The 16,952-nt window shown below is 38.6% G+C and carries 15 protein-coding genes; 3 read left to right on the top strand and 12 right to left on the bottom strand.

All coding sequences use genetic code 11. From position 1 onward, the window contains the following. Nucleotides 1-22: 22 nt before the first annotated feature. Nucleotides 23-655: a LysE family transporter gene (locus tag QT74_RS01530; RefSeq protein WP_033764092.1), complete on the bottom strand. Its 633-nt coding sequence runs from the start codon at nt 653-655 to the stop codon at nt 23-25. Nucleotides 656-923: 268 nt separating this feature from the next. Between QT74_RS01530 and QT74_RS01525 the strand changes: the two genes are divergently transcribed. Beyond that, the gene (locus QT74_RS01525; protein WP_033764090.1) at nt 924-1,346 is read left to right on the top strand and encodes a DUF1104 domain-containing protein; all 423 of its coding nucleotides are present in this window, start codon (nt 924-926) and stop codon (nt 1,344-1,346) included. A 27-nt stretch (nt 1,347-1,373) separates the two neighbouring features. Then, nucleotides 1,374-1,823: a sialic acid-binding protein gene (locus QT74_RS01520; protein ID WP_033764088.1), complete on the top strand. Its 450-nt coding sequence runs from the start codon at nt 1,374-1,376 to the stop codon at nt 1,821-1,823. A gap of 495 nt (nt 1,824-2,318) precedes the next feature. Here QT74_RS01520 and QT74_RS01515 read toward each other — a convergent pair whose 3' ends face one another. Next, the gene (locus tag QT74_RS01515) at nt 2,319-3,344 is read right to left on the bottom strand and encodes a type II asparaginase (protein ID WP_267864245.1); all 1,026 of its coding nucleotides are present in this window, start codon (nt 3,342-3,344) and stop codon (nt 2,319-2,321) included. A 57-nt stretch (nt 3,345-3,401) separates the two neighbouring features. On the opposite strand from QT74_RS01515, the gene QT74_RS01510 reads away from it, so the two are divergent. Continuing rightward, on the top strand, nt 3,402-4,730 hold the full coding sequence (locus QT74_RS01510; RefSeq protein ID WP_033764087.1) for an anaerobic C4-dicarboxylate transporter: 1,329 nt from the start codon (nt 3,402-3,404) through the stop codon (nt 4,728-4,730). 74 nt (nt 4,731-4,804) lie between these two features. Here QT74_RS01510 and sabA read toward each other — a convergent pair whose 3' ends face one another. From sabA to QT74_RS01460, 10 genes are all read right to left on the bottom strand, one after another. Beyond that, nucleotides 4,805-6,754 (bottom strand): Hop family adhesin SabA/HopD, encoded by a 1,950-nt coding sequence (gene sabA / locus QT74_RS01505; RefSeq protein ID WP_033764086.1) that lies wholly within the window; start codon nt 6,752-6,754, stop codon nt 4,805-4,807. Nucleotides 6,755-6,972: 218 nt separating this feature from the next. Beyond that, the gene (locus QT74_RS01500) at nt 6,973-7,890 is read right to left on the bottom strand and encodes an outer membrane beta-barrel protein (RefSeq protein ID WP_033764084.1); all 918 of its coding nucleotides are present in this window, start codon (nt 7,888-7,890) and stop codon (nt 6,973-6,975) included. Further along, nucleotides 7,860-8,846, bottom strand: coding sequence for a tRNA dihydrouridine synthase (locus QT74_RS01495; protein ID WP_033764083.1), 987 nt, complete (start codon nt 8,844-8,846; stop codon nt 7,860-7,862). Before QT74_RS01495 ends, QT74_RS01500 begins: the two co-directional genes overlap by 31 nt. A 92-nt stretch (nt 8,847-8,938) precedes the next feature. Then, nucleotides 8,939-9,949 carry a tRNA lysidine(34) synthetase TilS gene (gene tilS, locus QT74_RS01490; protein WP_033764168.1) on the bottom strand — a complete coding sequence of 337 codons (1,011 nt, stop codon included), beginning with the start codon at nt 9,947-9,949 and terminating at the stop codon, nt 8,939-8,941. 49 nt (nt 9,950-9,998) lie between these two features. Next, nucleotides 9,999-11,066: an HP0729 family protein gene (locus tag QT74_RS01485; protein WP_033764081.1), complete on the bottom strand. Its 1,068-nt coding sequence runs from the start codon at nt 11,064-11,066 to the stop codon at nt 9,999-10,001. Between the two features lie 9 nt (nt 11,067-11,075). Continuing rightward, nucleotides 11,076-11,327, bottom strand: a complete 252-nt coding sequence (locus tag QT74_RS01480; protein ID WP_229261562.1) for a hypothetical protein — start codon at nt 11,325-11,327, stop codon at nt 11,076-11,078. A gap of 163 nt (nt 11,328-11,490) precedes the next feature. Continuing rightward, nucleotides 11,491-13,209, bottom strand: a complete 1,719-nt coding sequence (locus QT74_RS01475) for a LeoA/HP0731 family dynamin-like GTPase (protein WP_033764076.1) — start codon at nt 13,207-13,209, stop codon at nt 11,491-11,493. Continuing rightward, the gene (locus QT74_RS01470) at nt 13,206-15,056 is read right to left on the bottom strand and encodes a GTPase (protein ID WP_033764166.1); all 1,851 of its coding nucleotides are present in this window, start codon (nt 15,054-15,056) and stop codon (nt 13,206-13,208) included. Before QT74_RS01470 ends, QT74_RS01475 begins: the two co-directional genes overlap by 4 nt. A 110-nt stretch (nt 15,057-15,166) precedes the next feature. Further along, nucleotides 15,167-16,486 (bottom strand): 30S ribosomal protein S12 methylthiotransferase RimO, encoded by a 1,320-nt coding sequence (gene rimO / locus QT74_RS01465; RefSeq protein ID WP_033764074.1) that lies wholly within the window; start codon nt 16,484-16,486, stop codon nt 15,167-15,169. A gap of 1 nt (nt 16,487) precedes the next feature. Continuing rightward, on the bottom strand, nt 16,488-16,949 hold the full coding sequence (locus tag QT74_RS01460; RefSeq protein ID WP_000559434.1) for a phosphoribosyltransferase: 462 nt from the start codon (nt 16,947-16,949) through the stop codon (nt 16,488-16,490). Between the last annotated feature and the right edge of the window lie 3 nt (nt 16,950-16,952).

The following is a 16,952-nucleotide window of genomic DNA, read 5'->3' as shown; positions in this document are numbered from 1 at the left end:
ATGACTTAAAACTAGCCCCTTTTTAGGTTTTACTCAATAGCGCTAAAAAATCTTTAAATAAATTAATACTAAGCGTCCCCATGATAGCCGTTACAAAGAGGTTCACGCCTATAAAGATTTTTTGGTTGTTTAAAAGTTTATAGCCATAGCGTAAGGACAAAACGCATAACAATAAAAGCCAAGAAAAAGCCGCTGATAAAGTGCCGGCTAGAAAGACAAATTTTTGAGCTAGGTTAAAAGACAAAGCGCTCGCGCCAATGAGAAAAACCATTTCCAAATACACTTGCGGGTTGAGTAAAGTAACGCCTAAAGTGAATAATAAAGTCTTTTTTAAGGATAGTTTTTTGGGGGTTTGGACTTGCTTTTTTTTAAAGGTTTGAAAAAGGGTTTTTAACGCTAAAAAAGCATAAAACCCGGTAAAAAGCGCCCCAAATAGATTCAAAGACAGGCTCAAATAAAGATTTTTAGCGAAATAAGCCCCCACGCCAAACACGCCCATGCTCATTAACACAATATCGCACATAAAACACAAAGTGCAAATCAAAAACACATAATTCCTAGCCATGCCTCGCTCTATAATAAACAAGGATTGCGCCCCCACTGCCGCGCACAAAGAAATAGCCAAACCAAAACCTTCTATAAAAACCACAAACATCTTACTCAAGTCCTTTCACTCAAAATAAGCCAAAAACTATTAACGCCATACAACCAAATCATTCAAAATGGTATTTTAAAATTTTAGGGTTTAAAACGACCTTTATAAATAAAAGTTAAATGATGATACATAATGGCTTGCGCGAAATTTAAAAACCCCATTTTTTAGCGCTCTTAGAGTCGTTTGAGAATAAGTTAAAATTAACATGGTAAAATGCCAAAATTTGCTGTCGTCATGCGGCAAAAATTTAGACAACAAGGAATTGGGAATGAGAAGGAGTTTGGCTTTTTGCCTATCAGCTTTGCTTGGATTACAGGTTTTAGGCGCTAGGGATTTTTCGCAACTCAAAGATAAAGAGCTTTTAGAATTAGCAGGAACTCTGCCTTCTAATGAAGCGATTGATTATCGCATGGAAGTGTCTAAACGCCTTAAAGCTTTAAACGCTGAGGACGCTAAGAAATTCCGCGCGAATTTCAGCCGGATCGCTAGGAAGAATCTTTCCAAAATGAGTGAAGAGGATTTCAAAAAAATGCGTGAAGAAGTGCGTAAAGAATTAGAAGAAAAAACCAAAGGTCTAAGCGCTGAAGAGATCAAGGCAAAAGGACTTAATGTGAGCGTTTGCAGTGGCGATACGAGAAAAGTTTGGTGTAGGGCTGTTAAGAAAAAAGACGAACATTGCTCTCCTAAGTGAGATAAAATTTAATTTAAAAGGAAAAATATGAAAAAAGCGTTGAAAATACTTTCTGTTAGCGCGTTGTTGTTTGTGGCTTTAAATGCCAAGGATTTCAGCAAAACGAGCGATGAAGATTTGGCTAAAATGGCTGGTGTTGTCGCTCCGCAGGATATTGTGGATTACACAAAAGAGTTGAAAATGCGCATGAAAAAGATGCCTGAAGACAAGAGAAAGGCGTTCCATAAACAATTGCATGAATACGCGGTTAAAAACACAGACAGCATGACCGTAGCGGATTTTGAAGCCCGCCAAAAAGCCATTAAAGAAGCGCTTAAAAAAGGCAACATGGAAGACATGGATGATGATTTTGGGTTGAGATCATGCAAGCATGGGAAAATGCATAAACACCACAAACACGGTGGTCATGATAAACATGGCAAAGAACAAGGCAAAAAAGACCACGATCACAATGATCATGGCGAAAATGAAAAATAAAGCTTAAATTACACCCCTTTCTCTATCAAAGCTTCAAATTCTTTAAGCAGAAATCCTAAACGCTTTTAGCGTTTGGGATAGAAGCTTTTAAGTATTGTATAAAGTATTATTAGCAATTTTTGTTATTTTAATGAAGTATGGTATAATTAAGACGATTAAAAATCCTACAAGGATTAAACCATGGCTTACACTTATAACCAAAACAGCGAAATGTCAATATTAGCACGCATATTTAACACCGCAGTATTCAGCAACAATTCCGCATTTGATATTACGCCTTTTGATTTAGGTGCAATGTAAAAAATGATGTTGGCTATCAGTATGTGATAGAGCAAGTGAGTTTAAGTTTTAAAGGCTTACCCAACATGAATGGTAATCAGCCAAGCGTGGGATTTACGATTAAAGGCGACTTCTACCCCCAACCAGATTAAAATTCCAATCAAAAAATAAAAACCTAAAACCGCTTCAGCGTTGCAAACTATTCAAAAGAGCGTTTCAATACTCTTCAAACATTTCTTGGATTTTTGCCTTATCATTTGTTTTAGTTAGAGCGAGTTGTAAAAGAACCCTAGCTTTTTGGGGGTTTAAGTTATCGCTTGTGATAAAGGTCTTGTCATCAATCTCGCCTAAACTAATCTCACCGCTACCTACCCTGCTAGAACGAACAATAACCACCCCCATTTCGCTCGCTTCTTGCATCGCTTTTAAAAACCCAGCGCTCACATTCCCATTACCCACCCCGGCTATCACAACGCCTTTTGCATGCGAGTTTAGGCTCGCTTGGAATAAATCAGAGGTCATACCGGCATGCGTGTAAATAATATCCACTTTAGGTAAGGGGGTTTTGAGCTCTAAAAGGGAAAATTCGCTCTCTGTGGTGTGTTTTCTCAAAGGTTGCATGTAATAGCGCGTTTTGCCATAATACACGCTCCCTATCGCGCCACTATTTAAGGCTTTAAAGGTGGAAGTGTGGGTGGTGTGCGTTTTAATCACTTCCCTAGCGCTAAAAATATTATCGTCCATCACCACCAACACGCCTTTATTCGCGCTTTTTTCATTGAGTGCTACGCTCAGCGCGTTATACAAATTCAAAGCGCCATCCGCGCTCAAAGAAGCAGCGTTACGCATCGCTCCCACCAACACCACCGGTTTTGTGGAGCGTAAAACCAAGTTTAAAAAATACGCGCTCTCTTCTAAAGTGTCCGTGCCATGCGTGATCACCACGCCTTGAATGCGGCTATTATCTAGCAATTCTTGGGTGCGTTTGGCGAGTTTGAACCATACCTCTTCAGTCATGTCTTGTGAGCCGATGTTAGAAATCTGTTCCCCTTGAATGCGAGCGATCTTAATGAGATGATTAGGGATAGCCTTCAAAAGCTCTATGATACCCAACTCACCGCTCTTATAACGGCCCAAACTCGCGCTCGCACCACTCCCGGCAATCGTCCCCCCTGTCGCTAGTAAAACGATAGTGGGTAAATTTTTAGCCATGACTTGCCCCTTCAAACAAAATAAAAGGATTTAAAGATTTTGTAGTATAGTGAATCGTTGTTAAAATAAATTTAAAAAGAGTTAGTTGTGGATGCCTTTTTTCAAATTATCGTGTTACTTTTTTCGCTTTTTTTAGGAGCAAGGCTAGGGGGCTTGGGAGTGGGCTATGCGGGGGGCTTGGGCGTGCTTATTTTATGCTTATTTTTGGGGCTAAATCCGGGCAAAATCCCTTTTGATGTGATTTTAATCATCATGGCAGTCATTAGCGCTATTAGTGCGATGCAAAAAGCGGGGGGCTTGGATTACTTAGTCAAAATCGCTGAAAAAATTTTAAGGAAACACCCCAAGCAAATCAATTACCTCGCGCCGAGCGTGGCGTATTTTTTAACGATACTAGCCGGCACCGGGCATACGGTTTTTTCTTTGATCCCAGTGATTGTGGAAGTGAGTCAGAGCCAAAACATCAAACCCAAAGCGCCCTTAAGCTTAGCAGTCGTTTCTAGTCAAGTCGCTATTACCGCAAGCCCGGTGAGCGCGGCGGTGGTGTTTATGAGCGGTATTTTAGAGCCTTTAGGAGCAAATTACTTGACCCTTTTAATGGTTTGGATCCCTACGACTTTTTTAGCATGCATGCTCACGGCGTTTATGATGGGCTTTACTGATTTAAAGCTAGACAGCGATCCGCATTATTTAGAGCGTTTGAAAGCGGGCAAAATCTCGCCCCCTAAAATCAAAGAAGAAAAAGAAACTTCAAAAAGCGCGAAATTATCGCTATGGATTTTTATCGGCGGGGTTGTAGCGATCATTTTTTATGCGAGCGCGATTTCTAAAAATATCGCTTTGATTAGCCCGGTGGTTTTAGGCAGAGATTACGCGATTGTGTCTTTCATGCTGAGCGTGGCGACTCTCATTGTGATTTTTTGCAAAATCAACGCCAATGAAATCGCTCATTCAAGCGTGTTTAAATCCGGCATGCAAGCGTGCGTGTGCGTGTTGGGCGTGGCATGGCTAGGCGATACTTTTGTGAGCAATCATATAGATGAAATCAAACGATACGCTTCTTTTTTGATCGCTGATTACCCGTTTTTATTAGCCGTAGCGCTTTTTTTGGCTTCCATGCTTTTGTATTCGCAAGCCGCCACCTCTAAAGCGCTCATCCCAAGCGTGATCACAGCCTTAGGCATTAGCACTCATCACACCGAGCATTTGTATATTATCGTGGCTTCTTTTGCGAGCGTTTCGGCGTTGTTTGTGTTACCCACTTACCCTACTTTACTAGGAGCGATCGCTATGGATAACACCGGCACCACTAAAATGGGCCGTTATGTGTTTGATCATACGTTTTTGATCCCTGGGGTTTTAGTCGTGTTTTTGAGCGTGGCGTTAGGGTTTGTTGTCGCACCGTTGGTTTTGTAGATTTCATCATCAATGATAAAAAGCTTGATGTTGCGATTTTTCTAAACCCCCTTAAAAAAGAGGGTTTAAACCATTCAGTAAGCGAATACATAATTGAGATACACGCTATAAAGCCTTCTGTATTGCAATTGAGCGCCTAAAAAAGAATAGTAATTGGTGTTAATGGTGGGGATCTTCACGCCTAGTTCCATGCCATGTTGCGCGGAATGTTCGCTGTCTTTTTTCTTTTTCATAGCGAGATTGGTTCTCAAGCCGAGATTGAACAAAAATTGGAAATTGGAAGTATTGACTTTCGCGCTGTAAGGGTTATTGAACGCTGTTAAATTCATGTATTGGGAATTAAGCCATGTAGTCCCTGCGAGTTGGATGCCTCCAAAAAGACCCACAGAGAGCTTGTTGTTCTTTCTTGTGATACTATCGTTGAGAAAGTTAAACAACAAATCGCTCCCACCGCCATAAGTCCATACATCAGAAGACGAATTAAAAAAGCTGGATTTGATATAGCCGTGGTTGTAATCAAAAAAGCCGTAATACCTTAACCCCCATCTTTTGCTTTCGCCAAAGAATTGTTTATAGCCCACTTGCACGCCAAGCCCATTCATTGCGCCGTTATTGTTTTGAGAGCTGATCATGCCCACTTTTTTAAAGGGGTTATTGCTCATCGCCGCTAAAGCTTGAGAAAGATTGGATTGTTGCTCTGGGTTGATTTGGTAGTTGTATTGGCCTGCTGCTGGGGCGTTTTGATCGTAAGGTAGTGTGATAATGTCTTTTGTATTGACTTGGTTATAGGGAAGTTTAGAAATCTCTTCGCTCAAAGTCTTAGCGTCGTTATAAGTGGTTACAATCTCTGTTTGATTGGATTTTAGGTTATAAACATCTTTGGCCACGCTTAAAGCCGCATCCACCCGGTTACCATAATAACTCACATTGTTTTGAATCGTCTGAACTTCTTTATTCAAATTCACAACTGCCATATAGGGGTTAGTAGGCGTTGAACCCGCATTGGCTATTTTCAAATAAGCTTTCTCCAAATAACGATACTGATCTTTAGGGATGGAATCAAAGAGGTTGAAAATGTCTTGAGCGTAAGAGATGACTTGCTTTTGGTTTTGGGCGAAAGCGTAGATGTCTTTAGCGAATTTGGGGTTTGTTTGAGATCCTGTAGCTTGAGCTTGCAAACTAGCAGATAGGGTGTGGTTACTTTGAGAAAGCGTAACCGCTTGTTGCAAGATAGGTATCATCGCCTTAATGTTGTTAAACACCGCGTATTGCGTTGGGTAATTGGTGGATGTGATAGCACCGGATTCGTTTGAAACGCCACTGATGACGATATTTTTCCACATCATAGCCGTCTTAGTGTTTGCGATTAGATCCATAAGCTTTTGTGCGGTTTCAAGAGCGCTGCTTACGGTTGAGTTTGGCGGGTTTGATGTTGAGTCTGTTGCAGCACACCCGGATAAAGCGCAAAGATTGTTCGCTTTAGTGGCAGAGTTTGTTTGAGCTGCTTGGAGATCTTCAGCGAGTTTTTTCATCTCATTATAAGTGGTTTGATCCATAGCGCAGTTTTCAATTCCTGAGCAGTTGTCTATAATCGTTTGAAAAGGAGGGTTACCATAGACATCAGCGGGTTTTTGATCATTCTTATTGCCCACAAAAAAAGTGAAGTAGTTCCCCGCATAAAGACTCCAAAAACCCAATACCGAAGTGATAACGGCTTGCACGGCATTAAAGATGGGCGATTGGGTGGTGCTGTTGTAGTTGTTGTTGGTAAAGCTTTTTAAATAGTTTAAAGAGCTATTGACCAGCTCAATATTGTTGGCGTTTTGAATGCTTTGCTTCAACGAAGCCACTTGATTTAAATACTGGTTTAATTGCTCGTATTTGTCGTTTAAGTTTTTCAATTCACCGGTGTTTTTCACCATTTGCACCGCTTCGCCGATTTGATAGCCCGTGCTCACAAAAAAGCCATTGTCTTCAGCGTGCAAGAGCGATGAAGCGAGAGAGAGTAAAATTGTCTTTTTCATAAAAGTGTTCCTTAAAGTAATTTTTTTGTTGCAAAAATATTCTAAAATGATAATAGATTTACAATGAGTTTAATTTTATAATAAACTTATTGGATTTCCAAAAAAAAAAAAAGATTTTAGGGTGTTTTTAACTTATTCATCTTTGAAGTGTTAATTTTTGTAACGATAAAATGATTTTTTGAATTTTATCATCAGTATTTAATGGGAACGAAACCGCACTAAAACAAGAACGCGTAGCTGACAAAAACTTCTTTATTCCTAAAAACGCTGAAGTTTTGTCGGATCGTTTGTTGTTGCCACACATTGCTAGAGCCAAAGTTTTTCCAACTTTGCGCGCTCAGGCTATAATAAGGGATTTTTAGCCCCACATTGAAGCGGTTATGCTTGCCTATATACAAAGAACCCCCAAAATTCACAAAAAACCCCCCACCCGCTGCAAAAAATTTATCGTCTTGATGGGTGTTTTGATTTTTATATTGAGAACTCCACAATATGGCGTATTCCACCCCACCCCCACCAAACACGCCTATTTTAAAAAACAGCATTTTTTCTGTTTTTAAAGCGAGTTTTAAAAGGGTGTCTATAGGGAGATTAACAAACACATTTACATTCAAACCAAACGCCATGAAATGCCCGTTATCAAAAAGGAAGTTTTGAGGGTTTGGGGTTTTTTGCAAATTCAAAGAGCCTTGAGCGTTTAAAATAGGATCGTAGGTTTTAATCGCGCTTGGGTCATAATTGGCTTGGGATAAAAGGGTGTTACCCCCCACTTTTTGACCTAATTGCGCTTTAGCGTATTCTATATCCCCCCACACCCTTAAGCCTAAAATATGGTATTTATCAATAGCTATTTCATCGCCTATTTGCCCAGTATAAGACAGGTTTTTACCCCCCTTATAATGGGCTTCTAATTTCTCGCCATAACACACGCTGCTAGGGCAAGTGGGGTTGTCTTTATAGGCTTGTTGCCACATGCTCGTGCGCGTATTAGCCCCTGTGCCTAGCCTAAAACCCAAATAAATGTGGTTTTTCGTTTTAAAAAAAGGCGTTTTTTCAGCGCTATTGCCCCACAAAACCCCCAAACTGGCTAAAAAAACAAGCGCTTTCAAACGCTTTTTTGATTCAATTCTACCCATAATGGCACTTCACTTTGCAACATTTCTTGATTAAAAAATTCCTCTATGCTCTCTCGCATGCTCTTTATTTCTGTAAGGGTATTGACACAATTACGAAACGCGCTCGCTTGCATTTCGCCCTTAGCGTAAGCATGCAAATTTTTCCTAAACATGATTACCCCCCTATCCCCATAAAACTCCACCATTTTATCAAAATGTTCTAAAACCAGGTCTTTTTTCACGACTGCGGGCAATTTTGTGGTGTTGTTTCTGATTTGCCAAAATATCCATGGGGCTCTTAAGGCCGCTCGCCCTATCATTAGCCCATCAGCTTGCGTGATTTGCAAGACTTCAAAGGCTTTTTTCACGCTGTCAATTTCGCCATTGGCTATCACAGGCTTTTTTACAATTCCTTTCATCAAAGCGATGCTTTCATAATCTATTTTGTCTTTTTGGTATTTGTCGCTTCGTGTCCTCCCATGCACCACCACATAATCCACCGGCGCATCATTTAAGGCATGAGCGATTTCTTCAGGGATTTTTTTTTCAAAACCTAAACGCACTTTCACGCTTGTGATTTTTTTATTGGTATTTTCTCTAATCACTTTTAAAATCTTCACCAAGTGGTTTAAATCCTTCAATAACCCGCTCCCGTTACCATGGTTAGCCACTTTAGGGGCAGGACAACCGCAATTAAAATCAATCCCGCTCACATGATCTAAAGCGTTGATTTTTTCAACCGCTTCCTTGACTACGCCCTCTTTAGAACCTGAAATTTGCGCCATGAAATGATCTTCTAAAGGGGATTTTTCCAACATTTTAGAAGTTTTATCAAACGCATACACTAACGAATGCGAGCTCACCATTTCGCTTGTGGTAACATCCACGCCAAATTTTTTCACCACGCTTCTAAAAGGCAAATCCGTATAGCCTGCTAGAGGGGCTAGAAAAAGCCATTTTTTATTTTTAAAGTCCATTCGCTCTCATATCAAAGTTTTTGCTGTATTTTGACACAATCAAGGTTAAAAAGCGCTTTAAAAACTTATCGCTTGATTAAAATGAAGCTTTTTTATAGATTGATTAAACTCTGTTTAAAACGGGTTAAAAAATCATGCGTTGGTTGTTTTAAAAACTCTGCGTATAAAACAGGCCTTAAGCGTTTAGGGATATTCAGCCTCCTGGCTCTGTCTTTAAAATCCTTTGGCATGCTTAAAGTTTTTGGGGGTTTAAGAGCGATAAACGCATGCTCTTTATCGCTTTCAATGATGAATTTTTGAGCGATTTCTAAGCTAAAAAAATGGCGTTTGATTTCTTCTTTTTGAGAAAAGCTCAACACATACCCCTTTTGTTTTAAGATTTTATCCACCATAAACAGCACGTTTTGCGAATACTTAAAAAAAGTAATCCCATGCATTTGTGAAACAATCGTCAAAGGATAAAGCCGCTCTTTTTCTTCATCCAAAAATTTAAAACTTTGGATAATGCCCTTAGAATAATCTTGCATCAAGGCGTTAGCGTAATGTTTCCTGAAAAAATTGCGTTTGAATTTTAAAGAAGAATTAGAATCATCTTCAAAAAATTTCAAATTTTTAGCGAGCGTTTTAAGGGTGTCTTTAGGGGTGTAAAGTAAAGGGCGAACGATTGCATAAGATTTTCTTTTTTCATAGGCTTGAAAGCTTAAAAGCGTGTTTAGTCCGGCTCCTTTGCTTAATTGCATCAAAAACCATTCCAGCCTGTCATTCAAGTGGTGTGCTAAAATCAAATGCTTGTAAGAATGCTCTTTGATCAAAGTTTCAAAAAAATCATAACGGATCTTTCTCGCTTGCATTTCAAAATTGCGTGCGATCTTTGGAGCGTAATGGATATAGCATTTTTTATGGTGTGTTTTTGCGAGTTTTTGAGCGTGCTGGATGATTTCAAGGCGTTGTTTTTGCGTGTTATAATCCACTAAAGCGATGTCAAAAGCGATATTTTCTCCAACTAAAAGATGGAACAAACAAGTGGAATCCAACCCACCCGAAAAGCCCAATAAATTTTTGCTCTCCTTTAAAGGCTCTAAATAGGGTTTAAAATCTTGCATTACACGATCGGCACTGGGCTTGATAGAGCGTCTTCTTTCATGCAATTTTTCATGCAATTTCCTTGCGAGTCAGAATGCTCTTCAACAAGCTCGCGCCTTCTATGCCTAAAATTTCATTCCTGAGTTTTTCCACTTCATTCAAACCTGGAGCTTTTGCGTGGACGGCTTCGTTGCGGATGTTTTGAATGAGACTTAGGCTTCTTGAAAAAGGATAATTGATGAATCTTTTTAAGTTTTCTTCTAAATGGCATTGGATTTTTTCGTGTTTGAGTAAAAATTTAATGCTCCCAAGATTAGGCTTTTGAGTGAAAAAATCTTTAAGCGTAAGAGATTTTCCTTGGACTTCATAATCTAAATCATAAAGGCTGGGATCTTTTTTGCAAGCCTTTAAAAGAACTTGTTTAGCAAAAGTATAAATTTCGTATTCTAAGGTTTTGGAGTATTTGACGATGATGCTGGTAAAATCATTCAAAAGATCGTTTTCGCTTTGTAAAAGCTCTAATTCGGCATGGATGATGTTATTGATGCTATCAGGGTGTAAGAGGTAAAAAAGCCTTTTGCCAAAAACAAAACGCATGAAATTTTCTTGCATGGTTAAATATTCTTTGCTTTTATACACGCTCAGATAATGCTTTTCATCGCCTAAAAAATAAGAACGCTCTTCTTTCAACCTCACCGGCAAAGGATAGACATAATTATTCCCATAAATGGCGTAAGTGTGGTTGTTTGGCGCGATGAAATTGGCTAAAAATCGATCCCTTAAAAGGCTAAAGTCTTCCCTGACTAATTCCCTTAAATCGCTAATAATAAAAAAGTCTTCCACTTCCAAATTTTTTTCTTTATAATAGCTAGGGATCAAACTCTCATCAATCTCTTTAGAAACTTTTATCACCTTAGCGGCAAATAAATTAGCGTAATCGGTCAAAAAAAGCTGCAAAAAATTTTTTTCATTGGTGGCTTTGTAAATCTCTTCTAAAGAGTCTTGCTTTTCTTGATCGTTAAGCTTTGATCGGATTTTACCAAAACCCACTTGGGATTTTTCCTGTAAAACGCTTAAATGTTGTTGGATCACATCTTTTTGATAATAATGGTTATAAAGGATTAAAAGGTGGTTCATGCCTTGAGCTTATTTTAGGATTTCTTTGAGGTTTTTCTTGATCTCGTCAGGATTTTGTTCGTATTCTTGGATGAGATCTTTTAAGATTTCAAACAATTCGTTAAAATCTTGCGGGTATTCTTTCTTAAAACCCACGATCAAATCCAAAGTCTTGCCCGCCTTGTTTGATGGATCGTTTTCGCCCTCAAGAGCGTTTTTTATATCCAAAACCATATTGGCAATGCGAGCACTTTGCCCAGGGCTTGAAATACGTTTGCATATAAAGCCTTTGAATGCGTTGGCAAGCTTAAAAGATGCGCAAATTTTAGAAAACATCGCTTCTCTTTATTAAAAGATTTAAAATACCGCTTGTTGGCTTAGCCCGTTTCAAGCTCAGCCAAAAAGCCTTTTTGATGCGTTTTTGAAATTTTAGCACAATTTTAGTTCATTCCTCTTCAGGCTCAACATCTATGAAATCTTCGCCCTTGATAAAATCTTCGCCAGTTTGAATCCATTTTTCCAGTCCTTGAGCGCACTCTTGCGTTTTTTTAACGCTTTCTTCGCATTCTTGAATGCATTTTTCTAGTTCAAACACGCTCGGGAAACTTGTTTGTTTGAATCTGGTTTCATCGTTGATGAGGGCTAAGATTTCTTGTTTTTGTCCGTCAAAATTAGATTTCATTTCTTCTTTAGCTTTTTCAAGTTTTTCTATTTTTTGGCTTTCTTTCCAAGAATCCCACATTTCAAAAGCAAGACCGATAAGCGGTAAACCTTTGTTTATGCTGCCTGCCAAGTTTACAGCGCCCCAAGGTTTGAATTTCAAAGCCAAATCTATGCCCACAAATTTTCCCGCAGCCGCTATCGTGTCTCTAGCCAGTTTGATATTAGTTGCATTGATAAAACCGCTTTGTTTTAAAAGATCGATTCCAATCTTTCCAAACGCTCCGGCATGCTTTTCAAAAAAACTCATATCGGTATTAAAACCGGTTTCAATTTTAGCGATTTCATTGAAGATCCCTTGCGTTTGTTTTTCAAATGCATTTTGGACTCTTGTTTCTATATTGATGCCTTTATCGCCTATTTCTCTCATAGCGAAATCATTAAAGGTTTCTAGGCTGGTGCCAGAAACTTGAGAGATGAGATCGCTGAAATACCTCGTTATAAATTCTTTTAAATGAATACGGGCTTGAGAAATTTCACTATTTAAATTTTGAAGATCCTTTCGCCTTTTTTCAATCATTCTATTCAAATATTCCATTTCTCTATTAATATCTTGCAACGCTTGTTTTGCGGGCGGCATTTGCCTATAGATAACATCTTGAATGACGCTTTTTTTGGCTTCTTCTATGATGGTTAATTTCCCGCCATTTTCTTTAATCTTTTTTTGTGTCGCGTCTTGCAAGGCTTTGATGTGTGAGAGCTTTTGAAACTCTTCTTTATGCTTTAGCCAATGTTCCACCCCCAAATCAAAAGGGTTTGCCGCAACAGCGACAATAATCAAACTTTCTTTTTCTTCTTCGCTTAAAGAAATCAGATCATTCAGTCGGTTTTGAATGTTTTCTTTTTTGATCTTAAATCTTTTGTTGTAATCTTCTTCATCTTCAATATCCGCTTCTTCATCAAAACGGCTGATGACAAATATCGTCCTGGATAAAAGATTGAGCGTCCTGAACAACCAATTCAAATCGTCCTTATGGCTTTCTTTGATGGGGTTTGACGGGTTGAGCGCGTATAAAATGAGATGGGCTTCGCTGATATATTTTTTCGTAATATCTTTATAGCGTTCTATTTTGCCGCTATCGGTTATTTTTTCTTTAAACCCGAATAGTCCCGGAGTGTCAACCAGCTCCATTTCATTATCTATGTCATAGATTTTAACTTCATCGCTGGATTCTTGATGGTCTATCTTCATGCTCTCTTTATCCAGCCGCTCGATCCAAGCTGCCGCTATAGATGTTTTTCCTTCAGAAAAACCTCCCACCAACGCCACTTTAAGTTTTTGACCGGCAACATTTTCCATCGCATTATGGATTTTGTCTTTGAGAGACTCTTCAACCTTGATTCCGTATTTTTCCCCAGTTTGGACAAAATCAAGTAATTTTTTAAGAATTTCTTGATTCCTCTTTTGGTTTCTTTTAAATTGTTCTAGCGTTTCATTATTCATTGCATGCTCCTTGTTTTGATGTTATGAGAGATGTATCCTAATTTTTCATGGGCTTCTTCCAATTGTCTTTTCATGCGTTTGTAATTATCAACAGGTCTAAGATTGGCTTTGAGTTTTTCAATCTTTTCCCATATGTCTTTTTTGCGACTTTCAAGTCGGCTTTTCACATCCTGCACAATTTTTTCACAAATTTGATGTAAATTCTTATCCACTTCTTTTTTTTGTTGGGATCTTTGATATCTTGAACTAAAAAAGCTCCATATTGATCTAGCTATTCCAACTAATCCTGTAATAATCCCTGCAGTCAGAGCAAACCAACCCATAGGATTCCAAGCGTTAAATATCCCAAGCAAACCCAAACCTCCTATTGAAGCGGCTAATTTTGTTCCATCAATACCGCTATCAGTATCAAAATTAAGATTAAAGCCTCTATCAATACTGATGCACTCTAACATTGCTAGAGAATCTTTAATTCTGTATCCAAGTTGTTTAATAGCTTCTTTTATCTCTCCATCAAATCGTTTCTCACATTCTCTAAACCGCCATTTTATGTCTTCATGCAATGTTTCAATTCCTTGAATGAGTTCATTTTTAAAAATTTCTTTACATTCCTCATCTTCAATATTTTTGTTAATATGTGCATACATTTTTTCTCTCAAGTCAGATTTGAATTGATCGATTTCGTAGAACGCTGAATTGGTTAAATTTAATATAAATTTTTCTGTAGAACGATCCAGATTATAGCGGGCTTCTTGTTGGTGTTCTTGTGCTTCTTTAATCATTGGATCGATCCGTTTTTCAATCGTAATTTCGATCGCTTTTTGCAATTGTTCTACCACTTTTAAGGCTTTATTGCAGTTGGATTGAATGATTTTGGCGCGCGAGTTTTTAAGAAGCTCTTCGGCTATAAATTCTGCTAATGGTTTGAAATGGGATTGATACAATAATTCTTCTGCTTTAAAATCTTTTAAAAATTTTTGTTTCTTTTCATAAAAATCAGTCTCTGGGATCAAAGCCTGTGAAAGGCCATAAAAAGCCACTTGGACGCTCACTGCTTTATAGCCCATATAGTGTTTGCCTAAAATGTTTTTCATCTTTTTATTTAAAATTTTTAAGCTTTCTTTTTCGCTTTCATTAATAAGCTTATCTTTGAAAGCTCTTGGGTTGTTAATCGGTTTGTTGAAAATCGTCCATACCTCTGTTTGCGAACCGAGTTGTCTTTGGATTTTTTCAATCGTTCCCCTTTTCCCTTCTTCTCCTTTTTGCGGAGGATTAGGCGTTTTGGTAACATAAAAAATAGCATGGGCTTTTTGCGTTGCGTTAGAAATCTGATCGATCACTTTTTTTTCGCTGCCTTCTATCCCTGGCACATCCAGCAAAGTAAAGTTTTGATGGTTGTATTGGAAAGAATAAGATCGTGTTTTTAAAGTGAAATCGCTCCTCCCATCGCCTATAATCGCTCCATCTTGCAATGAATGGAGTTCTTTTAAAATATTTTGTTTTTTGCGTTCATCATTTTGATAATTGTTTTGGTAAGTTGAATAAAGCCGCTTGAAGTGCTCTTGTTGATTTATTTTACTTTGTTCTTTAAAAAACAGCCTCAAGCATTCAATGAGGGTTGATTTCCCCGCACCGGTTTCCCCATAAAAAGCGATGGTAAAATTTTCCCATTCTTCATTATTTTTCAAGCTTTCAAGCTCTTTTAAACTTTCAAATTCTAATTTTTGAAACACTTCCAGTGCTTCCTGGTTGGATTTTTTTAGTCTTTCATTTTCATTATCAGTGTTCTTAAAAATATTTTGGAGATCTTCAATACTGGCTTTCACATCAAGATAAATGTTTTTCATTTTGCCTATCTCAAGAGGATTTTTCTGACGCATTTTAACAAAAAAAAAAAAACGCAAACTCCTACGCTCTAGCCGCGCTCCAGCTGCGCTTTCAGCCTTATGGCTAACTTTTAAAAAGGGCTTAAAACCTTAGCGAGTAAGATATTGTCTTTAAAGGCGCTAGGCACAATCGTGTAATGCCCAGGTTTTAAAGGGGTGGTTAGTTCGCTATCATTGATCAAGATTTCCCCATCCACTTCAGGCGCCCACCTGAGATCCCTAGCTTTGTAAAAATACTCGCCCTCTTTATTTTCCACTAACGCCTTAATGGGCTTATTCAACAAAGCCTTAAAGGAGTCGTTTTGGTGTTTCAAAGCGATTTTATTCAAGGCTTTGATGCGGGCGTTAATGATTTTTTTAGGCACTTTCTCTAAAGAATAGGCATGCGTGTTTTCTTCCGCACTGAAAACAAAAATATTCAATCTGTCAAACTGGAACTCGTCTAAAAACGCGCTCAATTCTTCAAATTCACCCTCATTTTCTTCCGGATGCCCTACAATGATCGTGCTTCTTATAAAACTTTCTTTAACCTGTTTCATGGCATCTAAAAGCTTTAAATGGTGCGCTTGGCTGGAGTTGCGCCGCATTTTTTTAAGCATGGAGTCGCTGATATGCTGGATGGGCATGTCAAAATAATTTTGAAAAATGGGCGAGTCTTCAATCGCGCCAATCAGCTCTAAAGTGGTGCTAGAGGGGTAGAGGTATAAAATACGCGCGCTTTTTAAGGCTTGTTGTTTGTCAATCGCTCTAATGAGCTGGATCAAGCCGTCTTTTTGCCCCTTATCGTATAAAAACGAGCTAGAATCTTGAGCGATAAAAGTCATATCCTTATAGCCTTTAAGGGCCAAATCTTCTACTTCTTTTAAAATGGAGTCTAATTCCCTGCTTTGCAATTTCCCCTTAAAGCTAGGGATAGCGCAAAAAGAACATTTTTGGTTACAACCCTCAGAAATTTTCACATAAGCATGCACGCTCGATCCCGTGATGATGCGCGCATTATAATGCTCGCTTAAAAACACTTGCTCGCTGAACTGGTTTTGTTTTTTAGCGATCAAAATATCAATCTTGTCATAATCCCCCACGCCGGTAAAAATATCCACTTCAGGGATCAACTCTTTGATTTCATCTTTATAGCGTTCGCTCAAGCACCCGCTCGCAATCAAAATCGCTCCCTTTTTTTTGTCTTTGGCGGCGTTGAGAATGGTTTGAATGCTCTCTTGTTTGGCGCTTTCAATAAAACCGCAAGTGTTGATCAAAATCACATCGGCTTTTTTAGCGTCATTAGTGAGCGTGTAATTATAAAGCTTGCCTAACATCACTTCTGAATCCACCAAGTTTTTAGAACAACCTAATGAAATTAAGCAGAGTTGTTTGTTTTCTTTAATTTGCATGTTAATGGCTTTTTAAGTTTTTCAAATCCACTTCCCAAAAGAAATCAATCCATTCAGGAGCGTCTTTTAAAAACGCGTCGGCTTTGTATTTCGCGCTTGTTTTTTGGAACAAACTCGCGCTATAAAACTTTTTATCAGGGTGTTTGTCTTGCAACACTTTAAGCACCGCTTCTAAAGAATTACCGCTATCTACGATTTCATCTACCACCAAAATAGTTTTTAAATGATCTTTGATCGTGGGGATATTTTCAATTTTTAGGGCGTTTTGTCGGTGGGTGGTGTCATAAGAAATCGCATTGATGCCATAAACTTCCCTTAAATCCCAGTGCAAGCTCAAAAAATGCGCTAAAGTCATGCCCCCTCGCATCACGCACACAAGGGCTTCTGGGATACCGCAAAGGCGCTCCACTTGTTTGACTAATTCCAGGCTGTCTTTCAAAAAGGCTTCATAAGAATAATGCATTGT

This window comes from Helicobacter pylori SA213A, from assembly GCF_000476275.1.
GTDB lineage: Bacteria > Campylobacterota > Campylobacteria > Campylobacterales > Helicobacteraceae > Helicobacter > Helicobacter pylori_CL.
This window is presented reverse-complemented; position numbering and strand designations above follow the sequence as displayed.